Source organism: Butyrivibrio sp. (genome assembly GCF_017635265.1).
Taxonomy (GTDB): Bacteria; Bacillota; Clostridia; order Lachnospirales; family Lachnospiraceae; genus Butyrivibrio.
In genome coordinates, this window is sequence record NZ_JAGBLU010000146.1 from 35,915 (window position 1) to 50,786 (window position 14,872).

The following is a 14,872-nucleotide window of genomic DNA, read 5'->3' on the forward strand; positions in this document are numbered from 1 at the left end:
TATCAGACTCTTGTTGTCCATTTGGAGCAGTCAATTACTTCGGTAGCAAGGTCTGAATAGAAGTCAGGCTCGTGGCAGACCATAAGAACTGTGCCTTTATATTCTTTGAGTGCTCTGTGGAGCTCATCCTTTGCATCTACGTCAAGATGGTTAGTAGGCTCGTCCAGAACCAGAAGATTAGATTCTCTGTTCATGAGTTTGCAGAGTCGGACCTTGGCCTGCTCACCACCGGAAAGGACTTTGCACTTACTTTCGATATGCTTGGTGGTAAGACCGCATTTTGCAAGAGCGGAGCGGACTTCATACTGTGAAAATCCGGGGAATTCGTTCCATATTTCTTCCATACAGGTTGTTTCGATGTTAGGAGACATTTCCTGTTCGAAATATCCTATAGCAACATTTTCGCCTCTTGTAACCTTTCCTGAAATTGGAGGAATGATGCCAAGGATGCTCTTTAGGAGAGTACTTTTTCCGATTCCGTTTGCGCCTGTAAGTACTACAAATGTATTTCTCTCAATAGCAAGAGTTAAAGGCTTTGAAAGAGGTGTATCGTAGCCGATTACAAGATCATTTAGTTCAAACAGAAACTTGCTTGGCGTCTTTGCGGTTTTAAAGAAAAATTCAGGCTTTGGTTTCTCCTGTATTTTTTCTATGATATCCATGTTATCAAGTTTCTTTTGACGGGCCATGGCCATATTTCTTGTGGCTACGCGGGCTTTGTTTCTGGCAACAAAATCCTTGAGCTCTGCGATTTCCTGCTGCTGACGGTTGTAGGCTGCCTCTCTTTGAGCTTTTTTAGCTTCATAGACTTCCATGAACTTGTCGTAATCACCTACATATCTGTCGAGACTGTGTGTCTGACCATCCATGTGATAGATGATGTTGACAACGTTGTTGAGGAATGGAACATCATGAGATATGAGAATAAAGGCATTCTCGTATTCCTGAAGGTATCTTGTGAGCCATACGATATGCTCGGCATCAAGGTAGTTAGTGGGCTCGTCTAAAAGCAGAATATCAGGCTTTTCCAAAAGAAGTTTTCCTAAAAGAATCTTTGTACGCTGACCACCTGAAAGTTCTGTAACATCTCTGTCCAGACCAAGCTCAAGAAATCCGAGAGCTCTTGAAACCTCTTCAATCTTAGAATCGATGAGATAGAAGTCGTGATTGGTCAAAAGATCCTGGATTGTGCCAAGCTCTTCCATATATTCTTCAAGCTGCTTTTCATCTGCGTCCCCCATGGCGTTACAGATCTCATTCATTCTTTTTTCCATGTCGTATAAAGGCTCGTAGGCAGAAGAAAGGACATCCCTGATGGTCATGCCTTCTTTAAGTACAGCGTGCTGATCAAGATAGCCGACCTTAACATTCTTGGCCCATTCAATCGTGCCTGCATCCGGCATGAGTTTACCAATTATTATGTTCATGAAAGTTGACTTTCCCTCGCCGTTAGCTCCAACAAGACCGATGTGTTCTCCTTTGAGAAGTCTGAAAGAAACATCATCAAAGATCGCCCTGTCGCCAAAGCCGTGGGTAAGATGTTCAACATTTAATATACTCATAAAATATCCTCACTGACAAACTTACATATTTTATTAACGCATTTATGAGCGCAATACGATTATTATAATTGAAAATAAGATTATTGTAAAAAACAAAAAACACTAAAAGTACCCTTTGGGGTACTTTCTTCATAGAAGCATATACTATACAATAAAATGCGGATGAAAGAGCTGGATGATGTGGACTGGAGGAATCATCTAATGGGGTATATCAAAATTCCTAAAGTGTATGAAAAGTTGAAAAAAGCGGAGGAGTTTTTTTCTCCTGTAATAATGACTGCAGCAAGCGGATGGGGAAAAAGTGCTGCTGTTGAATACTATTATCGAAGGAAGAATCCACTTACTTTATATTGTGAAAACGGAAAACTAAATGAGATGCCATCGCCTGATACTATCAGAAAAAGCGTTGTGATCATCGAGGACTTACATAGGTTGTCTGAGGAAAAATCTATATCATATCTTAAAAAGCTTATCAGAACGTCCGGTATACAGGTCATTATGCTGACAAGAGGGCAGGTTCCGGGATATCTTGCTGCAGAGAACATGGATCTTGGCTTTATTCGCATTCAAGAGAAGGATTTTGCTTTTGGAGAGAAAGAAGTTGCCGAGTTTTTTGAGGACAGAGGCGTTGAGATCAATTCTGCAGATGCTTTACTTGTGGCTGAGGCATCACACGGCTATCCCAGAGCGGTATACAGTTATTCCATGAGAATGGAAGGCGCAGTCAGATACTCGGATGAGATGAAGATAGCTGTTTGGCTTGATATGTATCTTTTATGGGACGGTCAGATATTTGATCATATTCCAAAAGAAATGGTTTATTTTGCCATGAGTGTTTGTCAGTATGATTCTTTTACGCTTGAGATGGCTGAGTATCTGACTGGTAATAAAGATATCTTTAAGGTTATAGAGTATTGTAGACAAAATACTACGCAGCTGAGTATAGACAAGAATGGTCAGTATTGTATAAGACCAGAGGTAAGAGGCTACTATCGATGGAAACAGAATCTTACCTGGTCTACAGAAGAAAAAAATGAGAATTTCAGTAGGGCGGCATATTATTATGAGATACATGGTGATATTACCAATGCCCTTAAATTCTACAAGAAGTCCGGAGAAACCAGGCATGTAAAAGAACTTCTTATTAAAAATGCCAATACACATCCGGGAATCGGACACTACGTTGAGACAAAGGACTATTATTTTGAGCTTCCTTTAGAAGAGTTCAAGAATTCACCGGTTTTAATCTCAGGAATGAGTATGCTGTATAGTCTTATTCTTTTACCGGAAAAGTCAGAAGAGTGGTACGACAAGCTGGTTGAACTATATCATGACAAAATGATAAGTAAGGAACTGAGAAAAGAAGCCAAAGCGAGAATTGCTTATCTGGATATAGGACTCCCGCATAGGGGAACCAAGGGAATACTCGGGATCATGAAAAATGTATTTACCATGATGCAAAACGGCGATGTGGTCTTGCCTGAGTTTTCTGCTACCGGAAATATGCCATCTATCATGAATGGCGGACTTGATTTTTGCGAGTGGTCAAAAAATGATGTTCAGATAGCAAAGTTTATGGGAAAACCTGTATCGACGATACTTGGAGACTTTGGAAAAGGCTTGGTAACGTTGTGCCTTGCCGAAAGCGGATTTGAAAAAGGTACAATGTCAGCATACGAAGTTTTGACAAGATGCAACGATGGTTTTGATGCTGCAACTCATGGTGGGAAGATAGAGATGTGCTTTGTCTCTGTTGGAATTCAGGTAAGACAGCATCTTGTTGAGGGACAGTATCCATCTGCTAAGCGAATATTTGACTCTTTTACGGAAAAGACAAAGCTGGAGGATGCAGATCAGCTTTCCGGAAATATCGCAGCATTTGGCACATGGTTATCTCTTTTTGCCGGATCCGGAGATTCAATAGAAGAGTATATTAGTAGCATTCCTGATGCGAAGGTGACTTTTAGTACGTTTGACAGATACAGACAGATGGTCAAACTTCGCTGTTATATTGCTGAGAATCGCCTTGAGGAGGCTTTTGATCTTACAAACTTCATGACCGGGTACTTCTGTTCTTACAACAGAACTATGTACTGGATTGAAAATGAAATACTTAAGTCAATCATACTTTACCGATTAGGGGATTCTTACTGGAAAAAGGTTCTTCATGATGCGCTGAAAAAAGCCAGCGAATATCATTTTGTAAGGATGGTAGCAATCGAGGGGGCTGCGATTCTGCCACTTATAAAACAAATGCGTGAAGATGGAGGTCTGCGAGATATTGAGGAGGAGTATGCTTATTGTGTTTATTATGAGTGCATAAAAGTGGCTTCAAGTTTTCCTGATTATCTGAAGTTTATACCAAGAGATAATGTAGCTCTTACAAATCGTGAATTTCAGGTTTTGTCACTTTTATGTGCCGGAATGCCTACAGATGATATCTGTAAGACACTGGGAATATCTTATGATGGACTGAAAAAGCATAACAAAAATGTTTATCGAAAACTTGGTGTAAAGGGTAGAGCTGAGGCGGAAAGAAAAGCTTCTCAGCTCGGCCTGATACATCGGGGAGTAATTAGTTAGGAGGCACAACTAAATTGAGGTGGAAGATAGGAACTGAACTGTTGCGTGATTGTGGGTTATGGGTCTGCCTTCGTGACAAAAGAAAAAGAATTAAAAAAGAGGATATAGAGATTGTAAAGCTTATGGAACAGGGAGTGGTAGATGATGACGAACTGATAAAAGCTGTTTCGAAGATTTCCGGAAGCGATGCGATCACTACAGGTTTTAGATTGGCCCAATTCGTTGAGGATTATGGCGACTTTATAGCAGAAGCCCAGAAATCTTCAGTGTTTGGGATGTAAGGATATTTATATTGTAATATAAAATGTTGCATATGCCGTTAAAAATAATAGTGACTTTTTGGATTTAATGTAGTAAAATATGAATCTTGCTGTAAAGATATTATGGAGGTTTTACAAAATGGATTCAAAACGTATGAAATGGACCACGTTAGCGTTCATGGCATTTTCAACCGTATGGGGTTTTGGAAATGTATTAAATGGTTTTCTTTATTTTAACGGCACACAGGTAATGTTCAGTTGGGTGCTTATGTTTGCACTTTACTTTGTGCCATATGCACTTATGGTAGGTGAGCTTGGTTCTGCCTTCAAAACATCAGGCGGTGGCGTAAGCTCATGGGTACTTAGCACAACAGGCCCTAAGGTTGCTTACTATGCAGGCTGGACTTATTGGGCTTGCCATATTACTTATATTGCTTCTAAGTCTTCAGGTGGACTTAAGGCGCTTAGCTGGGCTGTTTACAGAAATGGTGAAAAATATGATTCATTCCCAACATTTGCTGTTCAGCTTGTTACATTGGCTATTCTCTTGATTTTCTGTTATGTTGCTTCAAGAGGACTTAATCCGCTTAAGAAGCTTGCAACACTTGCAGGAACAAGTATGTTTGTAATGTCTATTCTTTACATCATCATGATGTTTGCTGCACCTGCAATTAACCCGCAGGGAGGCTTTGTGAATTTTGATCTTAGTGTTAAGAGCCTGATTCCTCAGTTCAATGTTAAGTACTTTACATCACTTTCAATTCTTGTATTTGCTGTAGGTGGTTGTGAGAAGATCTCTCCTTATGTTAATAAGATTGATAACCCAAGTAAGGGCTTCCCAAGAGCAATGATTACTCTTGCAGGAATGGTTGTTGTTTGTGCGATGCTTGGAACTGTAGCAATGGGTATGATGTTTGATCCTGCAGAGATCAACGCAAGCACAGACAGCTTTAACGCATATAATTCAAACGGAAGCTACTGGGCATTCCAGAAACTTGGTAATTATTATCACATTGGTGATACACTTCTTATCATTTATGCTATTTGTAATGCAATCGGTCAGCTTTCAACTCTTGTTATCAGTATTGATGCACCTCTTCGTATGCTTCTTGACAATGAGGACGCAAGAGAGTTTATTCCTTCAGCACTTCTTAAAAAGAATGATGCCGGCGCTTATGTAAATGGTATTAAGCTTGTAGCTTTATTATCAGGAGCAATTATCCTTATTCAGTCATTTGTTCCTGGTGCAGCTGTAGTTCTTAAGCAGCTTACAAAGCTTAACTCAGTTTGTATGCCTCTTCGTTACCTATGGGTATTCTGGGCATATATTGCACTTAGAAAGGCCGGAGAGAAGTTTAATCCTGAGTACAGATTTGTAAAAAATCAGACTGTGGCTCTTTTCTTTGGAATATGGTGCTTTGGAGTAACAGCAGCAAGCTGTATTCTTGGAATGTATGATGCAGATCCGTTTACATTTGCACTTAACGTAATTACACCACTTGTTCTTACTGCTCTTGGCGTTATCCTTCCTATGATTGCAAAAAGAGAAAAGGATAAAGCACAAGGTGTAAAAGCTGCATAAAAAAATATTTGTTCTATTAAAAATACTGCCCATTTTTGGCAGTATTTTTTTGCCATTTTATTTTTTCGCTCGTATAAATAAGTGTATAATAAATTAGAACAATACATGTGAGGAGGAACCTATAATGGCTGATAAAAAGAATATGATAAATGATGAATACCTTACAGAAGTAAATGGCGGTGCAGGTAAGAGCTCGGCAGAGTTCAGAGCCAGAAGGAAAGAATTTGATGATGCCTGGACAATGTTAAAGATGGATTCCAAGGGTTTCTCTGGCATGAGGATGGCTGAACTTTATGATGAATGGGAGCTTGCAGGATATTCACCGGACGCGTCAACATTTCTTGCAACAATGAAAGCATAAATGGAATTTTATTCATATATTGTCAGATGCGCAGATGGTTCATACTACTGTGGGTATACCAATGATCTTGAAAAGAGAATAAAGACACACAATGCAGGTAAGGGGGCTAAATATACAAGGGCTCGCTTACCTGTTGTATTGGTTTATTATGAGAAGTTTCAGACAAAAGAAGAAGCCATGAGCAGAGAGTGGCACCTAAAAAGACTTTCCCATTTGGAAAAAGAAAAACTGGCAAATAAATAAGTATTGCAATTACATATATTTGGTTATAGAATACAAGTGTACTAGTAAACATAGTACACTTTATTTAATTAATTTAGAGTACGATTTTCGGGTGAAGAGAATGAAGCTTATTGATTATCAGGATAGCAGACCAATCTATGAGCAGATAGTTGAGAATTTCAAGGTGCAGATATTTAAAGGTATTTTGCAGCCTGACGATCAGATGCCATCTGTAAGAAGTCTGTCAATGGAATTGTCTACAAATCCCAATACAGTACAGAAAGCGTATGCTGAACTTGAACGACAAGGATTCATTTATACAGTCAAAGGCAGAGGGAATTTTGTTAAAGACAGCAGCGGTATGCTCATGGCTAACAAAAAGGAAGAACTTATTAAGGCTGTACTTGACTTATTTGTAGAGGCAAAAGAAATCGGAATACCTATAGAGGAATTGGTAAAGGAAATAAAGACCAGACTTGGGGATGATATGAAAATAAAGGAGAACAGGCATGATTGAGTTACTAGATCTGGAAAAATCCTATGACGACATCAAAGCTGTCAATCGTGTTTCACTTAGCATTTTAGATGGCGAAGTTTTCGGACTTGTAGGTACAAATGGGGCAGGAAAAAGTACAATTTTGAGGATTATAGCAGGAGTTATTCAGCCTGATCTTGGCATAGTATGTGTTGATAACAGACCTGTTTATGACAATCCCGAGGTAAAAAAAGATATTTTTTACATTTCTGATGATCAGTATTTTTTACCTAACAGTACTCCTGAAGATATGGCAGATTACTATGAAGGAATTTATGAGAAATTTGACAAACTGCGTTTCTTTAAGATGTGCGGAGGCTTTGGACTTGATACCAAGAGGAAAATCAGCACGTTTTCAAAGGGAATGAAAAAGCAGATTTCCATTCTGCTTGGAATCTGTGCGGGAACCAAATATCTTCTTTGTGATGAAACCTTTGATGGTCTTGACCCGGTAGTAAGGCAGGGAGTTAAGAGTCTTTTTGCTGCTGAAATGGAAGACAGAGGACTTACACCGGTTATCGCTTCTCACAACCTTAGAGAACTTGAGGATATATGCGATCATGTTGGACTTCTTCATCAGGGCGGAGTTATCCTGTCAGAGGACATAAGTGATATGAAGCTTAATATGCAGAAGGTTCAGTGTGTTTTTGCTTCTGATGAGGATGAAAAAAAGGCGCTTGAAGGAATAGATATTCTTCTTCATGAAAAGAGAGGAAGACTTCACACTATTACAATGCGAGGTGAAAGGGAGGAGATCGAAGCGGCATTTAAGCGCGGTAATCCGGTTTTCTTTGAAGTACTTGCTCTTACATTGGAAGAGATATTTATTAGTGAGACGGAGGTAGTGGGGTATGACATCAGGAAATTTATCCTTCAGTGAAAGACTTAAAAATCAAAAAAAATATATTACCAGAACTCTTTGGACAGCACTTGTGGCACTTCCTTTCGTGGCAGGGTATTTTATTTTCGGTGTGATATTACTTGTTTCAAGGAGCATAAACTACGCGAACATGTACGGACAGTCTGAGACTGTGCTCAAGGTTGAAATGTATAAGGCAGTTTCAATGATAATGGGTATCAACAGCATTACCTTTGCTTTTGTTGTGTTTGTCGCCATTGCGTTTGCATTTCAAGGTTTTTCTTATGTTTTCAATCAAAGTCAGATGGATTTTTACTTAAGTCAGCCAACCACCAGATTCCAGCGACTTAGGAAAAACTATTTAAATGCTTTTGGAACTTTTTTATTTATTTTTGCGATTGTAGAGATGGTGGCGTTACTCGTTGCCGCCGGTATGGGGGCTGTAAACAAGGCAGTGCTGGTTTCGGTATTTATAGAATTTTTGAGATCAATAGTGCTGTTCTTTACTGTTTATAATGTAACTGTCCTTGCTATTATGCTTAGCGGTACTATGCTTTCGGCGTTTCTTTTGACAGGATTTTTTGCTGTATTATCTTTGGCACTTGCAGCTGAGCTAAGAGGTTTAAAAGAGATATTCTTTAAAACATTTTCTTACAGTGAGTCGTTTGAAGTATATTTATCCCCACTGTTTGACAGATGCATAACTCTGTTTAGAAATACCTTGAATGATAGTAGTTATTTTTGTGGCAGGAATGTGCTTGATGCTGCAAAAGATATTGTAAGATATGATATTGATACGCTTATTGTAGGTATAATTGCATTTATTTTCGTTCTTGTTTTCAGCAAAAAGAGAAAAGCTGAAATGGCAGGCAAAAGCTTTGTGTTCAGACCTTTCAGATGGGTTGTAAAAATAATCGTAAGTGTAATGAGTGGTATTGCAGCAGGAATTCTTGTTTATCTTATGAATGATTATATCTGGGATGATAAACTTTTTATTCTTATGTTTGTGATCATGCTTGTTACTTCTGTAATTACAGGATGTTTTATAGAGGTAATATTGGATGCTAATATCAGAAGATTTACTAAGGGCAAAGCATCTACGATCATTTCTGCGAGTCTGGTTGTTTTAATCTTTGTGGTTCTTAAGGGTGACCTGATCGGATTTGACTCTTACGTGCCATCAGCTGAAAAGGTAGAAAGCTGTGCTATTCTCCAGGATGACTACAATTATAATGTGTGGATCGGTCGAGGCATGTTTGGAGACGGCTATTCAGAAGAACATATGTATATAACGGACGCGGAATCCTTTGTTAAGCTTGCAGCTATCGGAATGAAGGAAAAAAAGAATTATTCCGAGGATTCATATTATTTGAAAGGATATGACCTTTCTATTTTGTACAGGATGAAGGATGGTAGAAAAATCTACAGGTCTATATTTATTCCTTATGATACAGACGAAACTCTTATGGACAGCATAGTTTCAAGTGAAGAGTATAAAAAGGGCCATTACATTTGCTTTGATGATGATGCAATTAGAAAAATGACAGGTTCCAACGTGGGTAACAATAGTGTTTCTTATGTTTCTGCCGGTGGAAGGAAGTCTGACGATACCATTACATATGTTGAAATAAGTGATGCTTACAGAAAGGATATTTTAGAGGGGGCTAATTATTCATACCTGAAAAATAATCAGCCAATTGGTAGTTTGGAATTTAACAGCAATGGGGCTCATTATGTAAACGTTTCTGTTCCTGTTTATGAGAACAGTACAAATCTGCTGAAACTTATCAAAGACCATAATATCTATGTTGAGCCCAAGCTTACACCTGAGATGATAAGCAGCATAAGAGTTGATAATTATTATCCGGGTTATAACCTTGATGATTTTGATTCAGGCAAGCTCTTGCGTGATGAAGAAGTGATGACTACTAGTGCTACTTATGATCCGGTAAAAAATAGCAAAGAAGTGTCAGAAATACTTCAAGATATCGTTACTTCAGACTATAATGGATATTGGTATGATTATAGTCAAAAAGATGCCAAATACAGTGTTGTAATAACCAAAAAGTCAGATGGCACCGATTATTATGGGAGCGATGGATCATATTATTCATTCTTAAAGGGGAAAGTTCCGGAATTTGTTGTAAAGGATACTGAGTAAGAAGTGTTAAAAAGTTTTGCAGGGGTGAAAAGTAAAATAAATAGATTAAGAAAAAGGGAGCTGTCTTCAAATGAGAAAAAGAGCCTTATATCCTGGCTCTTTTTAGCTCCTTCTTTATTGGGAGTTATGCTTTTTTTTGTGGCTCCCTTTGGAGTTGTCATCTATTATTCTTTGATAAATAATCCCATTCAAAAAAATTTCGTTGGCTTTGCTAATTACATAAACGTATGGAATAACGGTGCATTTAAACTTGCGGGAATAAACACACTTAAATTTTCTTTTGTGGCTGTTCCACTTGCAGTTTTACTATCACTTTTTCTGGCTGCCGTAATGGAGTCAAGGATTCCTTTTAAGAGCTACTTCAGATCCTTTTTCTTGAGCCCTTTAATGGTTCCGACCGCATCGGTTGTTCTTATATGGCAGGTTATGTTTCATTACAACGGTCTTATCAATAATTTTACTGCGGTTTTCGGAGCAGATAAGATTGACTGGCTTAAGTCAGACAGAGCACAGGTAGTTATAATAGCTCTTTTCCTATGGAAAAATCTGGGCTACAACATGATTTTGTTTATGTCGGCTCTTGCAAGTATTCCCAAAGAACTTTTGGAGGTGGCGGCACTTGAAAATGCAACCAAATATCAGGTTTTCTGGTATATAAAAGTCAGGTACATGTCATCGTCAATACTTTTTGTTACGATAATGTCTCTGATTAATTCATTTAAAGTTTTTAGAGAAGTTTACCTGATGACGGGAGATTATCCTGTAGATTCGCTTTATATGCTGCAGCATTTTATGAACAATACGTTTGCATCACTTGACTATCAAAAACTGTCAGCTGCGGCCATAATTATGTTTATAGTAGTAACAGGTCTTGTTTACATCATGTATGCTGTTGAAAACTACTACGGAAAGGATGTAGAAGGGTAAAACAGCATGAATATGCTACAGAAAATGTATAAAAAGAAAAGGCGGATAGATAACGTAAAAACCGCAGTTGTTACTGTGGCAGCTCTGATTTTTGCAGTTGTTTTCCTTATGCCTATTATATTAACAATAACGAATTCATTTATGTCTTCATCGGAGATAAATGCCAATTATGGCTCGATATTTGCTACCACTGAAAAGGGAGGGAAAATTTTCATCTCAAAAACTGTGAATCTGAAATTCATTCCCGATATGGTGACGTTTGCTCAGTATTTTACAGTTCTTTTCAAAAGTCCGCAGTATCTGATTAAGTTTTGGAATTCAATAATTTATGTGGCTCCGATTGTGGTGGTTCAACTGGGAATTGCAACCCTTGCGGCGTACGGCTTTTCAAGATATGACGGTAAATTAAAAAGAGCAATCTTTTTTGCCTATATTATTATGATGCTCATGCCATACCAGGTTACGCTGGTGCCCAATTTCCTGGTTTCCAAGGCGTTGGGAATATATGGAAGCAGGTGGTCCATATGGCTTCCGGGATTTTTTTCTCCGTTTGCGGTATATCTTTTGACTAAATTTATGAGAAGGATTCCGACGGAAGTATTGGAGGCGGCTTCAATAGACGGAGCAGATGAGTGGTACATTTTTTCAAGGATCAACATGCCATTATGTAAAGGAGGTATTGCGTCAATTGCTATACTTGTATTTTTTGATTATTGGAATATGGTTGAACAGCCTCTTATTCTTTTGGATGATCCGGATCTTCATCCGCTTTCTGTCTTTCTTTCTAAGATAAATTCGGGAGAAATAAGCCTTGCCTTTGCTGTGGCTGTAATATATCTTATTCCGCCGCTTCTTATATTTTTATATGGCGAGGACTATCTGGTGGAAGGAATTTCCTACCAGGGAGGAATTAAAGGTTAAATATTTTATTTAGGGGAGTTTTGTTATGTCAGAAAATTTTGACGAAAGAAAAGATTCAAACCTTGGAGAGATTATTGATTCTGAGGGAAAGGTAATTGGAAAAATCAGGAATTCGGTTTATTTATCAAGTGGGAGTAACAGGAAAGATATAGTTAAAAATGTCGCTATTGGCTTTTTATCTGTTATGTTAATCCTTACATTTTTTTCCAATACAATTATGAATTACACACTTCCGCAGGTTGCAACGGTTCAGATAGAAAGCGGTTCGATAAGCCCGCAGATAAGAGGAACCGGAACAGTTACTGCTGAGGATCCTTATAATATCACGGTAAAAGAAACAAGAAAGATTTCAGGTGTTGCTGTTAAAGAAGGAACACATGTTGAAATTGGAGATGTTATTTACTATTTAGAGGACAAGGAATCAGAAGAACTTATAAAAGCAAAAGAAAATCTGGACACGTTAGAACTTGATTATGAGCAGATGATGTTTTCAGGAGACGTTTCAAGCGCTGTTATCTCCAATGTAAGAAATGGCAAAACAGCTTCTTACGACACTTATCAGGCACAGGTCGGTTCAGTTCTTGATGCTTATAATGCGGCACTTGATGCAGATAACGCTGCACAAGCGGAACTTGACTATCTGAATAACCTTTGGGGATATGAAAAAGCAGGTCTTGATTATAATTCTATTACTCCTCAGTATTTAATTGATCAGGCAACTTCTGATATGACTAAAGCAGCTAATGATGGTGATACAGACAGAGTAGATGAACTTGAGAATTTTATGGCTGAGCTTACAAGAGATAAAAATCAGCTTTCAACATACAGTTCTCAACAAGGTTACAGCTATACACAAAAAATATCACAGTCAACAGAGAAAAAGGCTCAGACAGCTGCAGCTCTTAAGGTGGCAGAAAAAGATAAGGAAAATCAGCTAAAGAGCATAAATGTTGAGATTTCCCTTTGCCAAAAGAGAGACAAGATAACAGAACAAAAAGAGAAAATTGCAAAGCTTGAAGCTGAATCAGTAGGTGCATCCGTTAAGAGCCCTGTTGCGGGAATTGTTTCTTCTGTAAATAAGGTTGCAGGTGAGTCGACGGCTGCCGATGAGACAATTGCTGTTGTGCAGGTTGACGGAAAAGACATGACCACAAGCTTTTCGGTAACCAATTCACAGGCTCAAAAGCTTAAAGTGGGTGACGCAGCACAGCCGCAGAATGCATGGCAGTTTAGTTCGAACTTTAAAGCTACATTAATATCTATTAAAAATGACAAGCAGGATCCGGCAGGTAAAAAACTTCTTACATTCAAAATTGAGAGTACAGAAGTAACTCCGGGACAGAATCTTTCTCTTGCCATAGGAGAGAGAAGTCAGAACTATGACATGATAGTTCCAAACAGTGCTATTAAGACAGATACAAATGGTAAGTTTGTTCTCATAGTAAAAAGTAAATCATCACCCCTTGGAAACAGATATACTGCTACAAGAGCAGATGTGACTGTCGTTGCATCAGATGATAAAAACTCTGCTATCACAGCAGCAATTGATGATTATGAATATGTTATCACTACTTCCAATAAACCTGTAAAGGCAGGAGAACAGGTAAGGCTTTCTAACGAATAATGAAGAAAAGATTATTACAGATAAAGGATAGTTTAATAAAGCTTTTTAAGAGAAAAGTCTTTTTACTTGTAATTTGCCTGATTCTTTTGGACTTTTTATTGGGAGTTTACAGCAGAATACTGATAAATAAACTTCCTGAACAGGCGAGCGCTTTAAGATGGTCTGACGAAAAGAAAATGACTCAGGTTAGTGTATTTTTTACAGAGGATCAACTTATAGATTCTGATTTTATCAGGAAACTTGAGTATGTTCTTAACGGAAAAATGAACGATGTCGGTATTGTGAATGATGAAGATGATACCACATCCGGCACAGGAAAAAAATCAGATACTCCTGTTATCATTGATACTCAGCCACTTGACAAGCCTTCCGAAGAAGTGATTGAAACACCTGTAGAAACTGATGATTCAAGGCTTTATACCAGCTGCTTTAGTGCACAGGGTATCGTATCAATAACGTTTGAAAATAAAACTGCTGATAAGATAAATGCAATTGGAACTGAGGGGGATTTCTTTCTTTTTCATCCACTTGAACTGGTCAGCGGAAGCTACTATATGCCTGATGCAATTATGAAGGATGGGATTGTTATAGATGAGGATCTTTCCTGGCAGCTTTTTGGTTCAGATGATGTTGTTGGTCAGATGGTTACTATAGGCGGGGTTCCGCATTATGTAAGCGGTGTTGTAAAAAGGGAAGAAGGAAGGATGCGAAAAGCGTCAGGTCAGACGACAGGCATTGCATACATTTCCTATGATAGCCTTTGCAAGTATGGAACTATATTAAGCGGACGTACTGAAAACATAGAAATAGCAGAAGATGGAACCAAAGCAAATAAGGGCGGCATTAATTGTTATGAGGTTGTAATGCCGGGACCGGTAGACGGTATAGTTGCCAAGATAGTAAAAGAGAGCACCGGTCTTGATGATGCTTATGTTACCGTAATTGACAATACAGAGCGATTTTCATTTTTTGCATTATTGAATGTTATCTTATCCTACGGAACGAGAAGTATGTGGAGTAAAGCTATATTCTTCCCTTATTGGGAGAATCTGGCAAGGGGATATGAGGATATATTGGCTACACTTTTATTTATAAGACTGATTTGCAGAATAGTAGTAATTGTAATACTGGTTATTTTTATTATAAAAGCTTACAGACATAAGACATGGACTGTCAGAGGCTTGGTAAATGATCTTATGGAAAAGAAATATGATATAGAGGTGAAAAGACAGCAGAGAAAGACTGAAAATAAGGGTAAGCCCATGGTGTGAGAGG

General features: G+C 38.3%; 13 protein-coding genes. 12 read left to right on the forward strand and 1 reads right to left on the reverse strand.

What is annotated here, in order from left to right; genetic code table 11:
• Positions 1-2: 2 nt before the first annotated feature.
• Positions 3-1,562, reverse strand: a complete 1,560-nt coding sequence (locus J6O61_RS19015; RefSeq protein ID WP_292215886.1) for an ABC-F family ATP-binding cassette domain-containing protein — start codon at positions 1,560-1,562, stop codon at positions 3-5.
• Positions 1,563-1,763: 201 nt separating this feature from the next.
• Here J6O61_RS19015 and J6O61_RS19020 point away from each other — a divergent pair, with 201 nt between their 5' ends.
• The 12 genes from J6O61_RS19020 (at position 1,764) to J6O61_RS19075 (ending at position 14,868) form a co-directional block, all read left to right on the forward strand.
• Positions 1,764-4,145: a helix-turn-helix transcriptional regulator gene (locus J6O61_RS19020; RefSeq protein ID WP_292215887.1), complete on the forward strand. Its 2,382-nt coding sequence runs from the start codon at positions 1,764-1,766 to the stop codon at positions 4,143-4,145.
• 14 nt (positions 4,146-4,159) lie between these two features.
• A complete protein-coding gene (locus tag J6O61_RS19025) occupies positions 4,160-4,426 on the forward strand; it encodes a hypothetical protein (protein ID WP_022773504.1) in 267 nt (88 codons plus the stop codon).
• A gap of 118 nt (positions 4,427-4,544) precedes the next feature.
• Complete coding sequence (locus J6O61_RS19030) at positions 4,545-5,987, forward strand: APC family permease (RefSeq protein WP_292215888.1); 1,443 nt, start codon at positions 4,545-4,547, stop codon at positions 5,985-5,987.
• 124 nt (positions 5,988-6,111) lie between these two features.
• Positions 6,112-6,348 carry a hypothetical protein gene (locus tag J6O61_RS19035; RefSeq protein ID WP_292215889.1) on the forward strand — a complete coding sequence of 79 codons (237 nt, stop codon included), beginning with the start codon at positions 6,112-6,114 and terminating at the stop codon, positions 6,346-6,348.
• Positions 6,349-6,591 carry a GIY-YIG nuclease family protein gene (locus tag J6O61_RS19040; protein ID WP_292215890.1) on the forward strand — a complete coding sequence of 81 codons (243 nt, stop codon included), beginning with the start codon at positions 6,349-6,351 and terminating at the stop codon, positions 6,589-6,591. It begins immediately after the preceding gene.
• Positions 6,592-6,691: 100 nt separating this feature from the next.
• Positions 6,692-7,087, forward strand: a complete 396-nt coding sequence (locus J6O61_RS19045) for a GntR family transcriptional regulator (RefSeq protein WP_292215891.1) — start codon at positions 6,692-6,694, stop codon at positions 7,085-7,087.
• On the forward strand, positions 7,080-7,985 hold the full coding sequence (locus J6O61_RS19050) for an ABC transporter ATP-binding protein (RefSeq protein WP_292215892.1): 906 nt from the start codon (positions 7,080-7,082) through the stop codon (positions 7,983-7,985). Before J6O61_RS19045 ends, J6O61_RS19050 begins: the two co-directional genes overlap by 8 nt.
• Complete coding sequence (locus J6O61_RS19055) at positions 7,957-10,125, forward strand: DUF6449 domain-containing protein (RefSeq protein WP_292215893.1); 2,169 nt, start codon at positions 7,957-7,959, stop codon at positions 10,123-10,125. The genes J6O61_RS19050 and J6O61_RS19055 overlap by 29 nt, the downstream gene beginning before the upstream one ends.
• A 24-nt stretch (positions 10,126-10,149) precedes the next feature.
• Positions 10,150-11,052, forward strand: a complete 903-nt coding sequence (locus J6O61_RS19060; RefSeq protein WP_292215894.1) for a carbohydrate ABC transporter permease — start codon at positions 10,150-10,152, stop codon at positions 11,050-11,052.
• A 6-nt stretch (positions 11,053-11,058) separates the two neighbouring features.
• Complete coding sequence (locus J6O61_RS19065; protein WP_330613833.1) at positions 11,059-11,973, forward strand: carbohydrate ABC transporter permease; 915 nt, start codon at positions 11,059-11,061, stop codon at positions 11,971-11,973.
• Between the two features lie 25 nt (positions 11,974-11,998).
• Positions 11,999-13,597: an HlyD family efflux transporter periplasmic adaptor subunit gene (locus J6O61_RS19070; protein ID WP_292215895.1), complete on the forward strand. Its 1,599-nt coding sequence runs from the start codon at positions 11,999-12,001 to the stop codon at positions 13,595-13,597.
• The gene (locus J6O61_RS19075) at positions 13,597-14,868 is read left to right on the forward strand and encodes an ABC transporter permease (protein ID WP_292215896.1); all 1,272 of its coding nucleotides are present in this window, start codon (positions 13,597-13,599) and stop codon (positions 14,866-14,868) included. The genes J6O61_RS19070 and J6O61_RS19075 overlap by 1 nt, the downstream gene beginning before the upstream one ends.
• Positions 14,869-14,872: the final 4 nt, after the last annotated feature.